The organism is Planctomicrobium stercoris, assembly GCF_051465655.1.
In the GTDB taxonomy this organism is placed as follows: Bacteria; Planctomycetota; Planctomycetia; order Planctomycetales; family Planctomycetaceae; genus Planctomicrobium.
Window position 1 is genome coordinate 1,778,668 of sequence record NZ_CP195791.1, and the last position, 18,585, is coordinate 1,797,252.

The 18,585-nt window shown below is 56.5% G+C and carries 17 protein-coding genes; 5 read left to right on the plus strand and 12 right to left on the minus strand.

The features are described 5' to 3' along the window. Positions 1-88: 88 nt before the first annotated feature. The gene (locus SH661x_RS07340) at positions 89-1,633 is read left to right on the plus strand and encodes a hypothetical protein (RefSeq protein WP_437229485.1); all 1,545 of its coding nucleotides are present in this window, start codon (positions 89-91) and stop codon (positions 1,631-1,633) included. 789 nt (positions 1,634-2,422) lie between these two features. Next, positions 2,423-3,661, plus strand: a complete 1,239-nt coding sequence (locus SH661x_RS07345; protein WP_437222029.1) for an ISL3 family transposase — start codon at positions 2,423-2,425, stop codon at positions 3,659-3,661. Here SH661x_RS07345 and SH661x_RS07350 read toward each other — a convergent pair. The 11 genes from SH661x_RS07350 to SH661x_RS07400 all read right to left on the minus strand — a co-directional run bounded on the left by SH661x_RS07350 (position 3,658) and on the right by SH661x_RS07400 (position 14,804). Beyond that, the gene (locus tag SH661x_RS07350; protein ID WP_437229487.1) at positions 3,658-4,608 is read right to left on the minus strand and encodes a hypothetical protein; all 951 of its coding nucleotides are present in this window, start codon (positions 4,606-4,608) and stop codon (positions 3,658-3,660) included. The two genes, SH661x_RS07345 and SH661x_RS07350, sit on opposite strands and share 4 nt — an antisense overlap. A gap of 311 nt (positions 4,609-4,919) precedes the next feature. After that, positions 4,920-5,942 (minus strand): 3-oxoacyl-ACP synthase III family protein, encoded by a 1,023-nt coding sequence (locus SH661x_RS07355; protein WP_437229489.1) that lies wholly within the window; start codon positions 5,940-5,942, stop codon positions 4,920-4,922. A 45-nt stretch (positions 5,943-5,987) separates the two neighbouring features. After that, a complete protein-coding gene (locus tag SH661x_RS07360) occupies positions 5,988-6,230 on the minus strand; it encodes an acyl carrier protein (RefSeq protein WP_437229491.1) in 243 nt (80 codons plus the stop codon). A 470-nt stretch (positions 6,231-6,700) separates the two neighbouring features. Continuing rightward, positions 6,701-7,174 (minus strand): nucleoside deaminase, encoded by a 474-nt coding sequence (locus SH661x_RS07365; RefSeq protein WP_437229493.1) that lies wholly within the window; start codon positions 7,172-7,174, stop codon positions 6,701-6,703. A 70-nt stretch (positions 7,175-7,244) separates the two neighbouring features. Beyond that, on the minus strand, positions 7,245-8,576 hold the full coding sequence (locus SH661x_RS07370; protein ID WP_437229495.1) for a Gfo/Idh/MocA family protein: 1,332 nt from the start codon (positions 8,574-8,576) through the stop codon (positions 7,245-7,247). Between the two features lie 200 nt (positions 8,577-8,776). After that, positions 8,777-9,316, minus strand: coding sequence for a DUF421 domain-containing protein (locus SH661x_RS07375; RefSeq protein ID WP_437229497.1), 540 nt, complete (start codon positions 9,314-9,316; stop codon positions 8,777-8,779). Between the two features lie 15 nt (positions 9,317-9,331). After that, complete coding sequence (locus SH661x_RS07380; protein WP_437229499.1) at positions 9,332-10,564, minus strand: FAD-dependent oxidoreductase; 1,233 nt, start codon at positions 10,562-10,564, stop codon at positions 9,332-9,334. Between the two features lie 149 nt (positions 10,565-10,713). Beyond that, positions 10,714-11,646 (minus strand): N-acetylglucosamine-6-phosphate deacetylase, encoded by a 933-nt coding sequence (locus tag SH661x_RS07385; protein ID WP_437229501.1) that lies wholly within the window; start codon positions 11,644-11,646, stop codon positions 10,714-10,716. Positions 11,647-11,654: 8 nt separating this feature from the next. Beyond that, positions 11,655-12,416, minus strand: coding sequence for a glucosamine-6-phosphate deaminase (locus SH661x_RS07390; protein WP_437229503.1), 762 nt, complete (start codon positions 12,414-12,416; stop codon positions 11,655-11,657). A gap of 470 nt (positions 12,417-12,886) precedes the next feature. Further along, positions 12,887-13,324, minus strand: coding sequence for a division/cell wall cluster transcriptional repressor MraZ (gene mraZ, locus SH661x_RS07395; RefSeq protein WP_437229505.1), 438 nt, complete (start codon positions 13,322-13,324; stop codon positions 12,887-12,889). Between the two features lie 340 nt (positions 13,325-13,664). Beyond that, positions 13,665-14,804, minus strand: coding sequence for a glycosyltransferase (locus SH661x_RS07400; protein WP_437229507.1), 1,140 nt, complete (start codon positions 14,802-14,804; stop codon positions 13,665-13,667). Positions 14,805-15,031: 227 nt separating this feature from the next. On the opposite strand from SH661x_RS07400, the gene SH661x_RS07405 reads away from it, so the two are divergent. The 3 genes from SH661x_RS07405 (at position 15,032) to folK (ending at position 16,755) form a co-directional block, all read left to right on the plus strand. Continuing rightward, a complete protein-coding gene (locus SH661x_RS07405) occupies positions 15,032-15,781 on the plus strand; it encodes an SDR family oxidoreductase (protein WP_437229509.1) in 750 nt (249 codons plus the stop codon). Between the two features lie 80 nt (positions 15,782-15,861). Next, positions 15,862-16,236: a dihydroneopterin aldolase gene (gene folB / locus SH661x_RS07410; protein WP_437229511.1), complete on the plus strand. Its 375-nt coding sequence runs from the start codon at positions 15,862-15,864 to the stop codon at positions 16,234-16,236. Between the two features lie 6 nt (positions 16,237-16,242). Beyond that, positions 16,243-16,755, plus strand: coding sequence for a 2-amino-4-hydroxy-6-hydroxymethyldihydropteridine diphosphokinase (gene folK / locus SH661x_RS07415; protein ID WP_437229513.1), 513 nt, complete (start codon positions 16,243-16,245; stop codon positions 16,753-16,755). A 301-nt stretch (positions 16,756-17,056) separates the two neighbouring features. On the opposite strand, the gene SH661x_RS07420 is transcribed toward folK, so the two are convergent. Then, entirely contained in the window at positions 17,057-18,346 is a 1,290-nt protein-coding gene (locus SH661x_RS07420; RefSeq protein ID WP_437229515.1) for a hypothetical protein, read from the minus strand. Between the last annotated feature and the right edge of the window lie 239 nt (positions 18,347-18,585).

Here is an 18,585-nt window from a genome sequence, read left to right on the forward strand (position 1 = left end):
TGAGGCCTCGTCGGTCGTCCATTTGCATTGAGTCCACACGTCGTTTCCTGCCTGATTTTCTTCTGAAAACTGGCGGAAAGTTCCTTCCATGGCCCCGCAGGCACGGCATTTTGTCTTGCTCTTGCTGACGCTCAGCTCCGGCTGCGTCACGGTGGGATCCCCTTGGAATTACACTCGCTCGCTGCTGCGTCGGGATAAGACAACCCTCCCTGCCGAACCTGCCTCGGATCCCACCGCTCAGGAGGAGGAAGACGATCAACCTCTGATTGCAGATGCAGAAACGACCGGTGCCGAAGCCGGTTCGCCCGGCCTCAAGCACGACCCGGGAACCCGAATGCTGATTGAAGCGGAGTTGCGGGACGCTGCTCCTCATGAACGTGCTGAGTGGATTGCATTCCTCGACACCGTCGAAACCAGCGAAGTGGCCCCGCTCCTTCAGGAGAGAAGAATTGCCACCCGGCGGGATGTCGACGGGAATGCGGACTTGTCGCCATCGACCGGAAAAGTGGTTCCCGCTGCCCATTCGATGACCCCGGAAACAGTGGACGTAGCAGCCGCTTCCGAATCGCGAGTCTCCGGGAACGCGCCTCAGGTGGCCTCGACGGATGATGACGCTGCGGAGCCCACATCGGCCGACACTGCAACGGGCTCGCCCTGGCAGAAGAAGATTCGCTCATTGGCTGACCCCAACCGGCTCTGGAACCATTCCGGATCTGACGGGGATGAAGAAAATTCTCTCGTGAGCACCAAACCGGAACGGGGACTTCTTGGCATCCCGCAGATGCGTCCCTCCCGAAACGAGGTGGCGGCTCCTCCCGTGACAGCATCAATCGAACCCGCGGCCGCAGCACCGGTCATCGCTGAACCGAAGCAGACCGCTGCCATCGAGACACGCATCACCCCGGGATCTGCGCTGTGGGAAGATGAAGTTTCGAAACTGATCTCGTTGCTGGAAGCCGAAGTTTCTGCTTCGACCGCTCCGGGAACCTCTTCGAACCGGCAGGAGACTCGCAAGCAGGTTGCGTTGCGAATGCTGTATCTGGTGGCGAACGAACCGCAGCGGGCATTGCAGGTCATTCCCGGTTTGCCCCCCGAAGAGCAGGAGTTCTGGACAGCGTTATTCCTCGGCCTTTCGGAGCATCTGGATCAGTCCGCTGCCAATGATCCCGCCGAGCGTGCGACCCAGACCATCGCCCAGCTCCGGACAGCCGCCTATCACCTGCAGCAATCGGCGAATCTGCGTTTGCGGAACATGACGTTCTGCCAGCAGATTAACGGGTTCGGCAATTATGAAACGTTCCCGGCTGATCAGTTTCACCCCGGCCAGACGGTTCTCATTTATGCGGAGATCCGGAACTTCAAGAGCGCGCCGACCGATGACGGCCTGTTCGTGACCCGGATCCGTTCCACGATCGAAATCTACACAGTCGGCGAGGGGCAGCAGCTCGTCGACCGGAATACCTTCGAGCCGACCGAAGACCGCAGCCGCACGCTGCGAACCGACTACTACCACAGCTACCGCCTCGATCTCCCAGCCCACCTCACCAGCGGCCCGCACCTGATCAAACTGATCCTGCAGGATGATCTCACCGGCAAACAGACGACTGAGTCGATCAACTTCACCGTGAAGTAATCAGGCCCCAAGCAGGGTGTGGTCAAGGTCGGAATGCGTCCACGGCGATAAAGCAAGGCGAGTGTTCAAAGAACAAACGGCGGTCAGTCGACATTCGGCACTGCTCGCAGAGCTTGGTCTTACCCACAAATATCTGAGATTTCGGCAGGGTGGCTGGGGCGCGGTACCGATGCTGCATTGTAATGAGTCGTGCATGGCCCCAGTCTATTTTAGTCACGTCGCCGGGTGCCCGGGATGGACACAATTTGGCGTGCCACCGCTCTGTGAGTCTCTGTGAGCGGCAAGGTGGCTGGGGCGTGGTGCCGAGGCTGCTGTGAGTTTAGACGCACATGGCCCCTGATTCATCGCTCAGTTTGGTTCAATACTGCCATTCAGGGGGTCTTGGGGCTGTCACGTTTTACCTTGTCTCAATATCTCATCTGCATGGCTGCTCAAACGATGTCTTGACGACTGCCAGCGCGCCCCAGCCACCCAGCCGTTAACGGAGTAATACTAAACCTTGTACCAGAGCCAAAACCGCAGCCAAACGGAACGGGTTATCACCAATGTCAAAAGGCTGAGGGGGATCGACATGAGAACCGCAAAGCAGGTGGCGGACAGGGTCTGAAGCTGAGGGTGAATGTGAGAAAAAAGCTTGGCATATAGCAGCACCAGGGGAGGGCAGTGGAATACGTAAATCGTGAAACTTGACTCTGCAAGAAACGGATTCAATTTGGGTCTTCCCGGAATTTTGTGGGTGAGGTTGTTTGAATCTGGCGGGAGTGTGGTCAGTTTTGGAAGCTGTTGTTCATGAACACACTTTCTGAGCATTACGGGTTGTTGCTGGGGCTGGACCGGTCCTGGCGGGTGGTGGATGTCGATCTCTCGCTGGAGGAGAAGCGGGTTCAGATTCAGATTGAGCATGTGCCGGGAGCAGCAGTCTGTTGTCCGGAATGTTCGGCGGTGCGGCCGCTGAAGGATCATGCTCCGCAGCGGTCCTGGCGGCATCTGGACACCATGCAGTTCGAGACCCTTCTCACCGCTCGCATCCCTCGCACCGAGTGTCCCGACTGCGGAGTGAAGACGATTGAAGTCCCCTGGGCCGAGCCGCACGGACGGTTCACATTGGTGTTCGAAGCCTTTGCCGTTCGTCTGCTGCAGGTGGCCAGCAGCATCGAGAAGGCCCGGCTTCATCTGCGGCTGAGCTGGATGAGCGTGCAACGGATTATGGACCGAGCGGTCGAACGGGGATTGATCACTCGAGACCTGACAGACATCAGGCATGTCGGCCTGGATGAGAAGAGTTTTCTGAAGGGGCAGGACTACGTGTCTATCATGACCGACATCGATGGCAGCCGAGTCCTGGAAGTCTCCCCCGGACGTGACGAAACCGCAGCCGACACGCTGTGGAACACCTTCTCCTGGGAGCAGAAGGAACAGATCGAAGCGGTGGCGATGGACATGTGGCAGGCGTATCAGAACAGCGTGGATGCTCATGCTCCTGATGCAGAAGTCGTGCATGACCGGTTCCACATCGCCAAGCATCTGAACGAGGCTGTCGATCAGGTCCGGCGAGCCGAGCACAAGTCTCTGATGAAAGAGCAGGACGAGACGCTCAAGGGGACACGCTCGTTGTGGCTTTACAACCTGGAGAACCTCAGTGAGCAGAAGCGAGCGGAGTTCGAGCAGATCAAAGGTGCTCAGCTGAAGACGGCTCGGGCGTGGGCCATTCGAGAACAGTTCCGCTGGTTCTGGGACTGCCGGAGTGCGGAGGAAGCGGACGAGTTCTTCCAGACCTGGTTCAGCTGGGCCATCCGTTGCCGACTCAAGCCGATCAAGCGTGTGGCGAAGATGATCAAAAAGCGGATCGACAACATCCTGAGCTGGTTCCGCCACCAGATCAGCAACGCCGCAGCGGAAGGGTTCAACAGCATCATTCAGTCCCTGAAATCCGCCGCCCGAGGATTCAGGAACTTCGCCAACTACCGAACAAGAATCCTGTTCTTCTGCGGCAAACTCAAGCTGCTCCCAGAATCAGCAAGCCATTAAATTGTGGGAAGAACCTTCAATTTCGAGGGAATTTTCGCTCCTAAGCGAGAGGTGACATACAAGATTCCGATAGCACATCCAAAGATGAGGACCCATCGCAGGATGAGTTGTGGATATGAAACGACACTTACCGGAATTAAAAAATTGCCAATGGCAATCGTCTTGGATGGAAAGAGGCTCGTCGGAGGTTGCAGGTGAAAAACAACTACCTTGACGGATGGGAACAGCAAATTGCCGTACAGCTCCATTGCGAAAAAGCCAACTGACATGCAGGCAATGAACATCGCGATCTGCAGTTTCGTTGCTCGTGCAAGCTTCCCGAAGAATGTGGGTCCTAAAAGGAAGCCGGCAGAAATGAAAAATAATCCTGTCATTAGTCGGCTTACTCGGAAAAGCTTTCGACAGACTCCTTCATTAGGAAAAAACATGAGAATCAGTACAAAAATAAGCAGGCCGCAGCAAAACAACTTCATTTGGCGATTCGTTCTGATCCAAATTCTCGCTAGAGACCAATAGACAAGCGCAGATAAATACCAGAAGCCGTCGTAACCGAGAAGGATGTCCAAAACTGGATTCTCTGGAGGTTTAACCGCGTGGCCAAACAGTGCTTGTGATAATATTAATCCAAATAGATTTGCATAAAATACGTTGAATACAACGCTGAGCCGAAACCAAAGTCCGACTCGATTGTTAAGCCAGTTAACCAATCCTGCTTTGTCGGAAATATCTGGGCCCGGTGTTAAATTTTCCGCAATGCCTGTCATGAGGCACAGTATCACAAGTGAGGGGAGCCCGAATGCCTCTTTGTAGAAGACGAGCAGCGAGTTTCCTGCATTGGTGACGTCAAATTTTTGAATTGCAAGTGTGGCGCAATGTGAAGCAAAAATCAGCACGCTCGCTGTAAACCTCGTCAAAGCGAGGTCGAATTTGACGCGATTCTTCATCATTTTGCTTTCGAGGTTCTCGTGTGAGGTGTCGCCGATTTATGACGGCGCTCTATATTTTGCAGGTGATGACGAGACGAAGGCTTTAGCGATGTCACGGTATTCTAGCCGTTATGCAGCCGAGTGACATTATCGATCTGTCATTCGTATAGCGTGCATATGGCGAATGCGCATCCATGGACGTGCTCATGAGGTTTCTGCAGAGGCATACGTTGAGTTGCATGTTTGCGGAGGGAAATACAAAACACTTGTTGACGATTTTTAGTATGTTGCTGCCAAGAGAGAGTTACTTAGGGGCAATGTGAAGCATCGATTTATTGAAATGATACGTCGCCCACAGCGGCGGAGAATCCAATGCCGAAGCCCGCGACCAACAAGCGGTGCCCAGGTTGAATGTTGCCGTTGCTGCGATATGCATCGATTGCGAGAGGGATTGATGCCGACACCGTATTCCCTATGTTTTCGAAGTGCTTGATGACACGCTCGCCAGGGAATTGGAGCCTGTTGTTAAGTTCGCTCAGCATGTATGCGTTTGCCTGGTGAGGGACAAACCAGTCGTAGTCCTCGAGTTGCTGATGATTTTCAGTAATGTGCTTTTTGATTAATTGAGGAATCGTCGTGATTGCGAACTTGAATACTTCAAACCCGTTCATGTAGAGATGATTGGGGTCCTGCGGGTGAAATTCGTCGCTGATGTTTGCAGCTGGAATGCAAGCAGGAGAGCGCGCCCCACCGTTCTGGACAATCAAAAATGGAGCGGAGTCGCCGTTGGTGAAGTGAGTAAATTTGGAGTCTGGGGTGTCGCCATTTTCTTCAAGGAGAGTTGCCGCTGCACCGTCTCCGAAGATAAGTCGATTTGTAAAATCTTTCGGATGGATGTAATGGGTGTAAGTGTCAGCTGTGGTTAACAGGATTGTTTTGGCGTGGTGGGAGCGGATCAAGGCATCCGCGAGAGAAAGGCAATAGACGAACCCGCTGCATCCAAGGTTGACATCAATCGCTCCTGCATACTGGTTCAGTTTCAGTCGTGAATGTAGCAGGCATGCCGATGTCGGGAGCAGGTAGTCGGGAGATTGAGTGCAATGAATGACGTAATCGATTCGATTGAATGCTTCCGGGTTCTTTTTTCTGAGATTTTCGGCAGCAATAACGGCGAGATCAAGTGCTGTCGTCTCGCGCGGTGCAACATGCCGGCAGTAGATCCTGGTTTTTTCAACGATTCTTTCGAAGTTTGCCTGCCCCGCTGGTGAATTTTTGACAAGCTCCATCAGCAGTGTTGCATTATCCTGTGTTTCGTTTGGAAACGCCGCAGCAATGTCAACAATCTTTAATCCCATTTGGCGGCAACCTCTTCTGGACCATGTGGGGCAGGGGACTGGAGCTTACTCAACAAAGCCTTGAGATCGAAGAAGAGCAAGCAACGCGGGAATATCCTGCACGGTTTGAAGCTCTGGAGAAATTGCTCTGGGACCAAACTGTGATTCGAAGACCGAGATCATGCTCAGCCGTGCTATCGAATCCATTCCACCGAGTTCTTCAAATTTCGTAGTCGAATGAATTTCAGAGGGGTCCACTCCAATAGCATCGGCAAATACCTGCAGAAATTGTTCTTCACTGATCGCCATGGATTCTGTCCTGTAGCTGAGAGTCGTGATTTTTGCTCGCTTACGGTGTGATGTTCGGCGTTAGATGGTTGAGTGTCAATAGATTGCGTGAGGGAAACCACGAATCGATTGAAGTGCGGCTGGGTGGCTGGGGCGCGCTGGCAGTCGTCAAAATATCGTTTAAGCAGCCATGCAGCAGGGTGGCTGGGGCGCGGTACGGATGCTGCATTGTAATGAGTCGTGCATGGCCCCAGTCCATTTTAGTCACGTCGCCGGGTGCCCGGGATGGACACAATTTCGCGTGCCACCGCTCTGTGAGTCTCTGTGAGCGGTGCCGAAGGTCGATTGGCGTCAATTGTCGATTGGCGTCAATTTCTGGTCATGATTCATTCCAGGGAAATTGGATCGATTTCCACTGGCCCGCTCGAAATACCCGCATGGACACGGGGACTGGACCAACGCCAGTCAGTTGGTCTTTCCACTCGACGAAATCATGCTTCCTTCGTATTCAGCTTTTCCCAAAGCTTGTAGACCTCAATGGCTGATGATCGGGGTTCATAGACCATCGGCATCGTCCGCTCTTCCCAGGGCTTCGCGATCTCGTTGTAGAAATTCGCCAACGTGAAGTATTTGCGATCATCCACATAGTGATGGGCATAGTCTTCTCGCTTCGTAATGAAAACCACCCGGTCGGGGCTGCAGTAATACATTGCAGCGAGGCACATCGGGCAGGGGTGGGCGAGGATGTAGAATTCGTATCCGCCGAAGTTCTCTGACTGCAATTTCGCGGATGCTGCCCGGATGGCACAGATTTCAGCGTGAGCGGTGGGATCGTGTGTCTGCGCGACGAGGTTGACTGCTTCTACGAACGGTTCGCCGTCTTTCGCGATGATGCATGCAAACGGCCGGCCTCCCGCTTTCACGTTCTCCTCAGCGAGTTGAATCGTACGCTGAATGAGGTCCATGGCAGGCTCCCTGAACAGAGATGAACACTTTATCGGGGGGCTGACGCCGCCCCGCTCACAGTGAAGACAATTACACTTCCGGATAAACCCATTCGCCCCGGTATTGACGCTTCAGCAGCTTGTTCGCTTCTTCATCGCCGGGAATCTGTTCCTTCTGGCCGTCCCAAGTGATGCTGCGGCCGAGTTTGTAAGAGATCATGGCGAGCAGCGGCAGGTTGGTGGCCTGATGGCCGATCTCCACATCCGCGACGGGTCGCTGGCCCGTTTCAATGCACTTCATAAAATCCTGCCAGAGCAGGGTGACGTTATGGCCGTCGGCGGGATTGTCGAATTCGGGATCGACATGCACGACCGGTTTGCCCGCTGCGGTGGGGAAAAAGGTCCAGCCGTCCCGCCAGCCCATGTGAAACACCCCTTTCTCCCCGATGAAGTAGCATCCAAACGGGTGTTTATCCGCATCCGCCTTGCCGAATCGCTGGTTCTCCCAGGTCGCTGTAAAGTTGTCGAATTCGAAAATGGCTGTCTGATGGTCGAGGGAATCCGTCGTCTGCTCCTGTTCATTCAACACCACGGGGCCGGCGATGGGGCGCCCGCCGGCTGAGTAGATGCTCTTCGGCTGTTGCCCGTCACACCACCAGAGCAGCTGATCCATCCAGTGCACGCCCCAGTCACCGATGGTGCCGTTCGCGAAGTCCAGAAAATGCCGGAAGCCGCCGGGATGAATCTTGCGGTTATACGGTCGCAGCGGAGCGGGGCCGCAGTAGAGATCCCAGTCGAGTTCTGCCGGGACAGGAGCGTTGGCGTTCGGCTTCTCGGGGCCGCCCCCTTCATGCACAAACATCTTCACCATCCCGATCTTCCCCATGTTCTCCGGGTCTTTGAGGAACTTCATCCCCGAGACATGGTGCGGACCGATCCGGCGGTGCATCCCCACCTGGACAACGCGATCCGCCTGCCGTGCGGCATTCACCATCGCCCGGCTTTCCCGAATGGTGTGTCCGGTCGGTTTCTCCACATAGACATGGGCCCCGTGCTTCAAAGCGGCGATCGACTGCAGCGAGTGCCAATGATCGGGTGTGGCGATGATGGCGATCTCGATTTGTTCCTTGTCGAACATCTCACGGAAATCGCGATACTGCTTCGGCTCATCTGACGTCATGACAGCCAGCTCATCGGCGGCCGCGGACAGCTGATTGCCGTCGACATCACACAGGGCCACCACCTGGGCCCGCCCGTCCTTCACCGCTTCGGTGAGAATGTTCATTCCCCACCAACCAGTGCCGATCAGGGCGGTGCGATACTTTCTGGCCTTGTCTGCACCAAGAACGGCGGGAGCTGCAAAGCTCAACGCCCCTGCAAAGGCGGCGGATTGACGCAGGAAATCACGGCGATTGGAAGGCATCGTAAGGACTCTCCGGGCTCAATGGAGTCTTGGCAGTCAGCTGGCTGCACCTTGTTTGCATGCGGCGATTTTGATTAGAGCGAATGCCGGGCAGGCTCACAAGGAGTTGAGAGTCCAGGGGACAGGGGACAGGGGACAGGGGACAGGGCGGGTGACTTTAATGGGGATCCTGCACTCAACACTCAACTCTTCGCTCACCCTCATCCCGGCACGCTGTTGGGGGGAGTGTTCTGCATTGACTTGTTCGGCGCGTCGGTGATCACGCTGATGTGCCCGTCCCCTTCAATAAACCCCTTCTTCACCTCGGAGACGTGTTCCACTCCCTTCTGCCTGAGCTGGCTCAGCAGGTCATCACGGGTCATCAGCTCCTGGCGCAGATTCGCTTCGTCAATCTTTCCGTCTTCGATCACGAGCAAAGGTTCGCGGTCCACCAGCTTTCCAAACCATTTCACGTGGTACGCCAGCCAGTCGATCACGTATTCCCAGAAGATAATCGTTCCAACCAGCAATAAGCCGTCCGTGATCGAGCTGTAGTTGTCGGCCATCGCGTTCTGAGCTGCGTCTGCAATGAGGATCAGCACCAGGAGGTCAGCTGCTCCGACGGAACCTGTCTGTCGGCGGAAGACTCGCAGCAGCAGGAACAGCGCCAGATAGGTGCAGGTTCCCCGGATGATCGTTTCCGGAAGCGGTTCGGTCGGAACGAACAGGGCACGCCAGTCGACACTCAGCCATTCAGGCATCTGACACTTCCGGAGTTAATGAGGATGAGGTGGCTCGATGTGTTCGGGACGAATGCCGATCCCCACCACGCGGGCGACTGCGCGGCGGACCAGGGGCGCGGCCAGTCCCAGCAGCATCCTTCCCAGCGGCGAAAAAATTGCAGTCTGTCCGAAACCCTTGTTCGGATCGAAGAGACGTTTGTGAGCGAATGTCTGGATACGCTGCGTCATCTTCGCAGGCCATTCCCGCCGCTTTTGGACATTCTTCAGGTCAGCCACCGTGACGGTCCGTTCATGCAGTTTCACTGCCAGAAGATTTGCAGTGGCGACAGCATCCTGAATTGCCAGGTTGACGCCAACACCTCCCACAGGGGACATCGCATGGGCAGCGTCCCCAATGCAGAGGAGTCCGGGAAGAAACCACTGCTTTAACCGGTTCATCTGTACGGTGAGGAGTTTGACCTGGTCCCAGCTCTGCAGTTCATGAACGGAGTGCTGAAGAAACGGGGCAATGCCGACGATCTCCCCGCGAAACGCCTCCAGTCCACGGGACTGCAGCTTCGCGAATCCCCCCTTGGCGATGACGGTCGCACACTGCAGGTAGGTCCCCCGATCGATGGTCACGAGCATCTGACCGTTGGCGATATGCCCGAGCGCATGATCAGCCGCGTGATGGTCCCCTTTGGGAAGCCGATACCATAACACATCGATCGGCACTCCGAACTCCATCAGTGGAAGTTGCGATTGCTGTCGAAGGATAGACCCGCGTCCATCCGCTGCGATAACGAGATCAGCCTGAATCTCAACTTCCTCCTCAGGAGTCCGGGCCATCACACCGGTGACCTTCCCTTCCGACTGAATCAGGCGAGTCGCTTCCGACTGCATCATGAGGTGAAACGAAGGAAAGCTGCGGGCATACTCCGCCATGAAATTCAGAAAGTCCCATTGCGGAGCAATCGCGACGAACTTGCATCTGGTCGGCAGTCCGGACAGGTCAGGACCCTGCACGAGTTTCCCGTTCAGGTCCAGAGTGATGCGGGAAATCTGCTGGTGCGGCAGTTCGAGGAACCCTTCCAGCAACCCCAGTTCGCTGAGCAGTTCCAATGTGGAAGGGTGAATGGTGTCGCCGCGAAAGTCACGGAAGAAATCGGCGTGCTTCTCCAGAACGATGACGGCCACACCCGCGCGGGCCAGCAGTGCCCCCACCATGATCCCGGCTGGCCCACCCCCCACCACACAACAGGTCGTCCGTATGATGTTTGCAGCCATTCACCGCTCTCGCCAGTTCCGGTGCCTCGTTTCATCAGCGAGCTTGCCGTCCTCGGATGACCCGGTTGGACGACGGCGCATCGATGATTTGCTGGCTTTGAAGTGTAGCGAGGGGCGACCCGATTGCAGAGAGCAGCCTGTCGGTCGAATCAGTTAAGAACGGAATCGATGGCTGTCTTCATCAGCTTCCTCGGATTCTCCTTGGTGATCAGGTCGACCTGTGCCTGTGTCAGCAGGAGTTCGTCACGAAGATTGGTCGCCATCCGCAGCAGCTTGGTTCCCGAGCCGACGAAGTTTGTCCCTCCAGGAGCGCGGGGGACACCATCTTCTCCCACATACACTTCGCATCCTCCGATCGTGTACAGCCCCGGATTCATCCCGGCTGCGGCGATGGCATCCGTGACGATCACAACCTTTTCCAGACCGGTGATCTTCAGATAGTTTCCGAGCACGAAGAAGGGGATGTGAGCCCCGTCGGCGATAAAGCTGATCCACAGCTGGTCTGCCAGACTGAGGACTCGATTGATGATATTGTCGTGCCGGTCCATCTCCCTGGGGCACCCGTTCGCCAGATGTGTGAACATCGTCAGGCCGGCGTCGATGCCCGCCTGAAGTTCGTCCAGACTGGCGTTTGTGTGGCCGGCAGCGACGATGATTCCAGCATCCGCGAGGCTGCGGGTCAGCTGCTGGTTTTGATCCATTTCCGGAGCCAGCGTCACCAGCTTGATCAAACCTTCGCCCGCTTCCAGCAGCAGATCCATCCCCGCGAGATCGGTTTTCTGGGCATGAACTGCAGGGTGAGCACCGATATAGCCGGTCACCGGGCTGAGGAAGGGCCCTTCAATATGAAGACCTCGCACCATCTTCTGAATGACAGCGTCCTGCCGGCACATCTCCACAATACGGCGGATTTTGGACTGCAGGCTGGGGATCGCGTCGGTGATCAGAGTCAGCAGAATACCGTCGACACCGTCTTGCTGCAGATGCAGGCAAGCCCGATGCAAATCGTCGATGTTCAGGTTTGCCGAATTGAAATCGACCCCGACATACCCGTTGATCTGAAGATCGAAAAAGCCTCGCATGTCCGGCCCTATTCAGCGCTGTCTCTGTAGGAGTTCTGTTGCAGCTGCGATGCAGCGGGAACGTCGATGAACAGTGTGCAACCGGGATGTCGCTGCAGAATGGACGCAGGAACCTGGGGAGTGCAGGGGCCTTCGACGCTCAGTTGAACTGCCCGGGCCTTCCGTTCATCAGGAACGCTGCAGATGATCCGGCGTGCTTTCATGATCTGCGAAACGGACATGCTGATGGCCTGTTTCGGGACTGCTTCCAGGCTGGGGAACCAGCCTTCGCCGAATTGCTGCTGTCGGCAGGCCTGATCGAGATTCACAACCAGATACGATCGTTGCGTGTCGAAATCCGCAGGCGGGTCGTTGAACGCCAGATGGGAATTTTCACCGATGCCGATGAAGGCGACGTCGATGGTGCGTTGCTGAATGAGCTTTTCCAGCCGGTCGCATTCGTCCTGGGGGTTCGCTGCTTCACCATTCACATAATGAAACTCGCGAAGGGGGACCTGGCTGACGAATCGTTCTTTCAGGTAGCGACGAAACGAGGCGGGATGCTCGGAAGAGATTCCCAGATATTCATCGAGATGAAAGGCGGTCACTCGTGACCAGTCGATCCCGGGGGAGGCCACCAGTTCTTTCAGCATTTCGAATTGGGAAGCACCGGTGGCGACGAGGATGGTTGCTTCTGGCTGGGCGGCCAGGACTTCACGCAAGGCTGCGGCACCCGCAGCAGCTGCGTTGGCGCCGAGATGCTGGGCGTCACGACAGCGGACGACGTTCATGAAAGCTCCAAAGGGCGGATCCCCGCCGGCGGAAATGAGGGTTGAGATGTGACGAGGACATTCTCTTGATTCACAGAGTTTGACAGAGATGTCTCATGACATCAAGCGTTTATTTGCTGTCGGGACAAGAATTCTTCCGGTGGTCGGAAAAGATGGTCTGTTGAGGAAGTCCCTGCAGCGGAGGGGCAATGCAACCCAGTTTGGGCCTGGTTGACGCTCAGTTGAGAATCAGAGCGGAGTGAAATCAAAAGCCTTTCGCCCCGCGCCGCATCCGTGCCGCGCTCATGGGGCGAAAGGCTGGCAGGGCGGCTTTGGAAGGAGCCAAAAAAGCCGTCTGCCCGAAACGAGGCGAACCTTCATGGTTGCCGTATCCGCAAGCCCGGTAGCAAGCGGAGTCGCAAAAATGGTTTCAAATTCGGTCGAAGGATTGTGGTTGAAGGTTGAGTCGGAAATGGTTCAACCGTCGACCTTCACCCTTCAAATGCCAGCCGGTCGAACGACTGGCTGTGCTGATTCATGAATTGCTCCCAGCGGGAGCGATCCCATACTTCCACGCGGTCATTGACACCCAGCAGGACAACATCCTGCTGAAGTCCCGCAAACTCCATCAAACGCTCAGGGAGCCGAATTCGCCCCTGCTTGTCAATTTCCACACTCTCCGCCTGCGAAAAGTACAGGCGCAGGTACGTACGCGCATCCTGATTGTTCTTTGCAAAACTTCGAACTTCTTCGGCTCGAAGCTGAAACTGTCCCTCCGAAAACAACGCAAGCGCTCGTTCCGTTTCCGGAGCGATGATCACGGTTGCCGTCGTGGCTGCGTCCGCACAGAATGCATCCCGAAAAGATTTCGGAATCGCCAGACGACATTTGTCGTCGAGCGTACGGACGTGAGTCCCTGTAAAAGCCATGCGGAGGATCCGGCAGCGAGTAACGCATGTTCCGTGCTGAGGTGATGTGGACGGGACTGCAGCTGGTTCTGAATCACCTTGGAAGAGCGAGAACGCCCTTCAAAAATGGGTCAAAACTGGATGCAGATCATCTGTTTCCCACAACTCCCCATTGATCCCCACACGGCTCCAAAAGGTATTCATTTTCACGTTTTCGTCAAGCCAAACAGGCCCCTGTTTTCGCCTCCGATGACCTCCATGTGACGTAGCCTGAGACGGCGCTTGGAATTGAAAGTTTTTACTTTTTTTATGACCGATTGGCACTCAAACAAGCCTCATCAGCACTTCCTGCATCCCCTGTTCAATCGATCAGGCGGCGAAAAAGCAAGTCGTATTTTTCAGTGCTCTTCTGCCACGTAAACTCAGTTTCCACAAGATTTTGTGCAGATTCAGCAAGTCTTGATGCCAGCCCTGCTTCCGTCAGAATCCGCTGCAGCGCAGCTGCAAATCCTCTGGCATCTCCACGGGTTACGACGAGTCCCTGCTGCTCGTTCCCGACGAGATCCGAGATCCCTTCGACATCCGTGGTCACCACCGGCAGACCCGCCTGCATTGCCTCCAGTACCACGTTTGGCATCCCTTCCCATTGTGACGGCATGGCGAGCACATCTGACTGCCGCATGATCGCGGGGACATCCCTGCGGTAGCCTGCGAATTGCACGGGGAGTTGCTCCCGCTGTGCCGCAGCGACCAGTTCGGCCCGCTGCGGCCCGTCACCCACAATCAGCAGCCTGCTTGCCGGAACGTTCCGGTGCAGGAGGCTAAACGCTTTCAGCAGGAACAGAAACCCTTTCTGGGGATGGAGACGACCGACCGCCAGGATGACGCGATCATTTCGGTCGAATCCAAACTCAGCTCGAAGGTCTGGCGGGCTCGCATCCTTCGGCACTGGAGCAACTCCGTTCGGAATCACGCTGATCTGCTCAGGTCGAACTCGCAGATGCTTCAGGACATGGTTGGCCACTCCCCGGCTCACACAGACATGATGATCCACCAGTCCTCTCGTCCAGCGATCGAGCCACAGGTGCCATCGTTTCTCCCGCTCCGCGACTCGATGGCCTGCAAGGACAATGGGGACTCCCGCCCGCTTGCCTGCGATCCTGCCGACGAGATTGCCGTGAAACAGAAAGCACTGCAGGAGTTCAGGTTGCAGCTCGCGAAGGTGTTTCGTCAACCAACCGAAGACGCCCCAACCCCGCCATCCGCGGGCCCCGTAGCAGTGGACGCGAATCCCACGTTCGCGGAGCAGGGGAGCCAGTTCCGCTTCCGGTCCCAAGCAATACACTGTGGGTGTCCACTCCTTCCGGTCGAGTCCGGTGACCAGCTGAAAGAGGGCCTTTTCCGCACCCCCTGCATCAAGATCGGTGATGCAGAACGCAATTCTGCGGGGACGCGAGGAGCGGTCTGTATACTGGTGGTCGGAGGATTGGGGGTTCGTCACGGACATCATTTCAGGCCCCCAGGTGCTAGACCAGTTTGGTCTAGCATGTGAAGGCGATTCAGGATTTTCACCGCATGAAAGTCCATATGATCGCCTGCGGAACGTAATAGATTATTGGCAAAACCGCTCTAGAGTCTGGGGAGAAGGGTGAACAAGGATCCTCGAATTTCTGCTCTGGACTCTCGTCTCCTGACTCTCCACTTTTTTCCAATGACTGAAGGTTCATCATGATTCTGGCGGGAGCGTCTGCGATTGTCACCGGAGGGGCGGTGCGAATCGGCCGGGAAATCGGTCGGCAGCTGGCAGGGCAGGGGGCGAATGTCTGCGTCCATTACGGTTCTTCGTCCAGCGAAGCGAACGACGCCGTTGAGGAATACCGTCGTCTGGGGGTGAGATCGTGTGCAGTACAGGGGGATCTCCGACACCCCGTCGCTGCAGCCAGAGATGTCTTCGCCCAGGCGGGAGCGTCACTGGGAATTGTTCGCATCCTCATCAACAGTGCCGCGATTTTCGAACAGGGATCCCTGCTGACGACCGATGAAGAGAACTGGGAACGCCACCTGTCCATCAACCTCAAGGCCCCTTTCTATATGATTCAGGAGTTTGCCAGACAACTCCCGGAAAACGAAACCGGGGCGGTTGTGAACATCGTTGACTGGCGAGGTGAGCGTCCGATCCCCGGCCACGCTGCCTACACCATCGCCAAGGCAGGGCTGATTGCGCAGACTCAGCTTCTGGCCCAGGAACTGGGGCCGCGTATTCGGGTCAACGCGATTGCACCTGGGGCAATTCTCCCAGCTCCGGGAGATTCCACTGCGATGTTTGAAGCACGGGGACGAAGAAACCCGTTGCAGCGCACCGGCGCTCCCAGCGACATCGCCCGTGGAGTACTTTATCTGTTGAGTTCGGATTTCGTGACCGGAGAGATCCTGCACATCACCGGAGGAGAAGAGCTTGGCAAAGGAAATTCCTACTGAAGCGGAGTGAGCCGGTAACGGTCCTCTCGTGCTTTCAACAAGATCGACAATTTCAACGGGCCACCCAGAAGACGCACATCATGGCAGACTTCATCGAAATCAAAGACCTTCTCCTTCGCACCATCGTCGGCATCAACCCGGAGGAACGGGAGCACCGCCAGGATGTGCTGATCAACCTGCGTCTCGAAGTCGATCTGAAAGCGGCCGGAAGATCGGACAACATCGAAGAGACACTCAACTACCGCACGCTCTGCAAGCAGATCATTGAACGGGTCGAATCGTCCAGTTTCCTGCTGGTCGAGCGACTGGCGGAAGAGATCGCGACAATCTCCCTGAGTTCTCCCCTCGTGCAGTCCGTGCAAGTGTCACTCGAAAAGCCCGGTGCATTGCGGTTCGCCCGGTCGGTCGGAGTGGTGATTGAACGCCGCCGCAATACTGTCAACGCCAAAGAGTGATGCTCCATGCCCGGAACAGATCGTCATCTCGTCTGGATCACGCTGGGCTCAAACATCTCGCCGGAAGTCTCGCTCCCGGCCGCTGTCGATGCACTGAAAGCGATCGGAGATGTTGTGAAGGGGTCGAGGGTCTGGCAGTCCGCGCCCGTTGGTGATCTGAATCAGGCCGACTTCTGCAACGCTGCAGTGCAGGTCCGCACAGAGCTCTCACCGTGGGACCTCAAACAACAGCTCAGGGTGATTGAAGACAGACTCGGGCGGGTGCGCGATCCGAAGAATAAGAACGCCCCACGCACCATTGATCTGGATATCGCCTTCTACGACGACCTGATCTGCCGGACCGATCGACAGGTCATCCCCGACCCGGACATCATCCATCGCAATTTCCTCGCGGTCCCGCTCGCCGAGCTCGATCCAGACTTTCACCACCCCCAGCGGGGACTCCGCCTGCAGGAGATCGCAGCAGCCAGCGGTGGAACTGCAAATCTCCAGCTGCGGGACGATTTATCGCTGGTCTGAATCCGGTAAGCCATGTCAAGATCGCTCGGAAACGAAACCGCGAATCGAACGAATCTCACGAATGGAGACGAACGTGATTGACCATCTTCGTCGCGCTCACTGACCTGAAAATCGGTGAGAGTTCTCCCAAACCTGAATTGGTCAGCTTCGACTGAGTTGGGTTTCGTTTCCGTGAATTCCGTACCTTCCGTGGTTCAACTCTTTCTCCGTTCGTTCAGAGCACGCTGCGTCAGCAGGTGCGTTGCATCGTTACGAGTAAAATGCACTCGCTCACGCTTCGTGCTCTGGGTGACGAAAACGATTACTGTTGAGCGGCGTTTGAATCGCCCGGCTGCTGCAGGCGGATGAGCCACCAGCGAACGGTCTCACCATTCTTATGGATGAGTGTACTGGCTTCTCCGCTGGTGAGGTTTTTCAACCCGGCTTCCATGATGAAGTTGCTGTTCTCTCCCACCGTCCATGCGGCCCGTTGAGTTTCTTTATCGACCGAACCGTGAACGGGCAGGGTGCTGTCGGCCAGCGTGTCGTGATAGTTGCCACGCAGGACTCCCTGCTTGTTGATGGCCAGTTGCAGCGTCGATTGCGGATGCTGGTTCTCGTCGCGAACCAGACCATACACGCCGATGGGCAACCACTCATCATTCTCGTTTGCCGCGGCGTTGTAGCCGTTGGCAGCGAGATCGGAAGCCTGCTGGCTGTAGGCAGCCGCCGTCCCCGCATTCTGGCCGTTCACCACGACGTTCCCGTCCTGATATGCGACGTTAGCACCGTAGTTGTAAACGGCGGGGTTGGCATTCACATACCCGACATGATTCGCGACAGCGGTATAGTCCGCTGCAGCCCAGGCATTGCCGCTGGCGTAGGCAGCTGGAGCCCAGGCATCCGGGTGGTCGGCGTGCCATGCATCGCTATAGGCGTTCGGATGATCGTAAGAGTCGCGGACAGCTGCGTAGCCGGCAGCAGCTCTGTCTGTCTGGGCTTGATTTTCGTTGGCGTGCGCGGCACCGGCAGCAGCCCCTTCAGCTCCGGAGAAGTTGGGTTGATTCCGGTTGGCAGCGGCCGCTCCAGCAGCAGCGTCTTCCTTACCGGTGGCCTGAGGCTGATTGCGATTCGAAACCGCTGCGCCTGCGGCCGCATCTTCCTTCCCTGAAGGATTGTTTCTGTTTCGATTCACTGCCGCTGCATCCGCGTCCGGATTGCCATCGCGATCACCAGGGTTCGAACGATTCAGCCCGGCAGCACCGAAAGCACCGAACTGTCCGCCTCCGTTCCGAGACCCGTCCGACCAGCTCCCGCCAGGAGCCTTCCCGGTGCCGGAATTGGCCCCCCCGCCCAATCCGCCAAAGCCCCCCTGGCCGCCCGGTGCACTCTGACGTCCTGCTCCACCGCCGGCGCCGCCGAAGCTTCCGGGGCCTCCTCCTCCTGCTCCCGGCGAGCGTCCCGGGCTGGCCCCGGAACGACCTCCGGATGCTCCTCCCGGTCCTCCTCCTGGGCCTCCCCCTCCTGGACCGCCACGACCTCCACGCTGAGCCTCGGCGGATGATGCCAGCACCGCAATCATCAACGCTGCACCGATCAATTTTTTCGTCATGATGTTCTTCAGTCAGAATTTGCGACCCACGGCGTCAAGAATTTGACGCCGGGTCGAGTAGATCTGAAGCCCCTGAAATTCACAACGGCCGAAGTGCGGATTTCATCTTCAACTCAACGAGATACTGCTGAGCGTTCAGATTAATCGGTGGACGAAGCACCTTGTTCAACTGTCAATGTCCGCTATGTTCAGAATTGGGGGTCAGCTTTCTCACAGGTGGGCCTCTGTCACTTGTGCAG

Excerpts from the sequence above, each read along its gene's own strand:
- SH661x_RS07340 (WP_437229485.1), top strand. The coding sequence starts at position 89 with ATGGCCCCGCAGGCACGGCATTTTGTCTTGCTCTTGCTGACGCTCAGC.
- SH661x_RS07370 (WP_437229495.1), bottom strand. The coding sequence starts at position 8,576 with ATGCCTTCCAATCGCCGTGATTTCCTGCGTCAATCCGCCGCCTTTGCA.
- mraZ (WP_437229505.1), bottom strand. The coding sequence starts at position 13,324 with ATGGCTTTTACAGGGACTCACGTCCGTACGCTCGACGACAAATGTCGT.
- SH661x_RS07360 (WP_437229491.1), bottom strand. The coding sequence starts at position 6,230 with ATGGCGATCAGTGAAGAACAATTTCTGCAGGTATTTGCCGATGCTATT.
- folK (WP_437229513.1), top strand. The coding sequence starts at position 16,243 with ATGCCCGGAACAGATCGTCATCTCGTCTGGATCACGCTGGGCTCAAAC.
- folB (WP_437229511.1), top strand. The coding sequence starts at position 15,862 with ATGGCAGACTTCATCGAAATCAAAGACCTTCTCCTTCGCACCATCGTC.
- SH661x_RS07365 (WP_437229493.1), bottom strand. The coding sequence starts at position 7,174 with ATGGACCTCATTCAGCGTACGATTCAACTCGCTGAGGAGAACGTGAAA.
- SH661x_RS07355 (WP_437229489.1), bottom strand. The coding sequence starts at position 5,942 with ATGGGATTAAAGATTGTTGACATTGCTGCGGCGTTTCCAAACGAAACA.
- SH661x_RS07385 (WP_437229501.1), bottom strand. The coding sequence starts at position 11,646 with ATGCGAGGCTTTTTCGATCTTCAGATCAACGGGTATGTCGGGGTCGAT.
- SH661x_RS07390 (WP_437229503.1), bottom strand. The coding sequence starts at position 12,416 with ATGAACGTCGTCCGCTGTCGTGACGCCCAGCATCTCGGCGCCAACGCA.
- SH661x_RS07345 (WP_437222029.1), top strand. The coding sequence starts at position 2,423 with ATGAACACACTTTCTGAGCATTACGGGTTGTTGCTGGGGCTGGACCGG.
- SH661x_RS07420 (WP_437229515.1), bottom strand. The coding sequence starts at position 18,346 with ATGACGAAAAAATTGATCGGTGCAGCGTTGATGATTGCGGTGCTGGCA.
- SH661x_RS07405 (WP_437229509.1), top strand. The coding sequence starts at position 15,032 with ATGATTCTGGCGGGAGCGTCTGCGATTGTCACCGGAGGGGCGGTGCGA.
- SH661x_RS07350 (WP_437229487.1), bottom strand. The coding sequence starts at position 4,608 with ATGATGAAGAATCGCGTCAAATTCGACCTCGCTTTGACGAGGTTTACA.
- SH661x_RS07380 (WP_437229499.1), bottom strand. The coding sequence starts at position 10,564 with ATGGCTGCAAACATCATACGGACGACCTGTTGTGTGGTGGGGGGTGGG.
- SH661x_RS07375 (WP_437229497.1), bottom strand. The coding sequence starts at position 9,316 with ATGCCTGAATGGCTGAGTGTCGACTGGCGTGCCCTGTTCGTTCCGACC.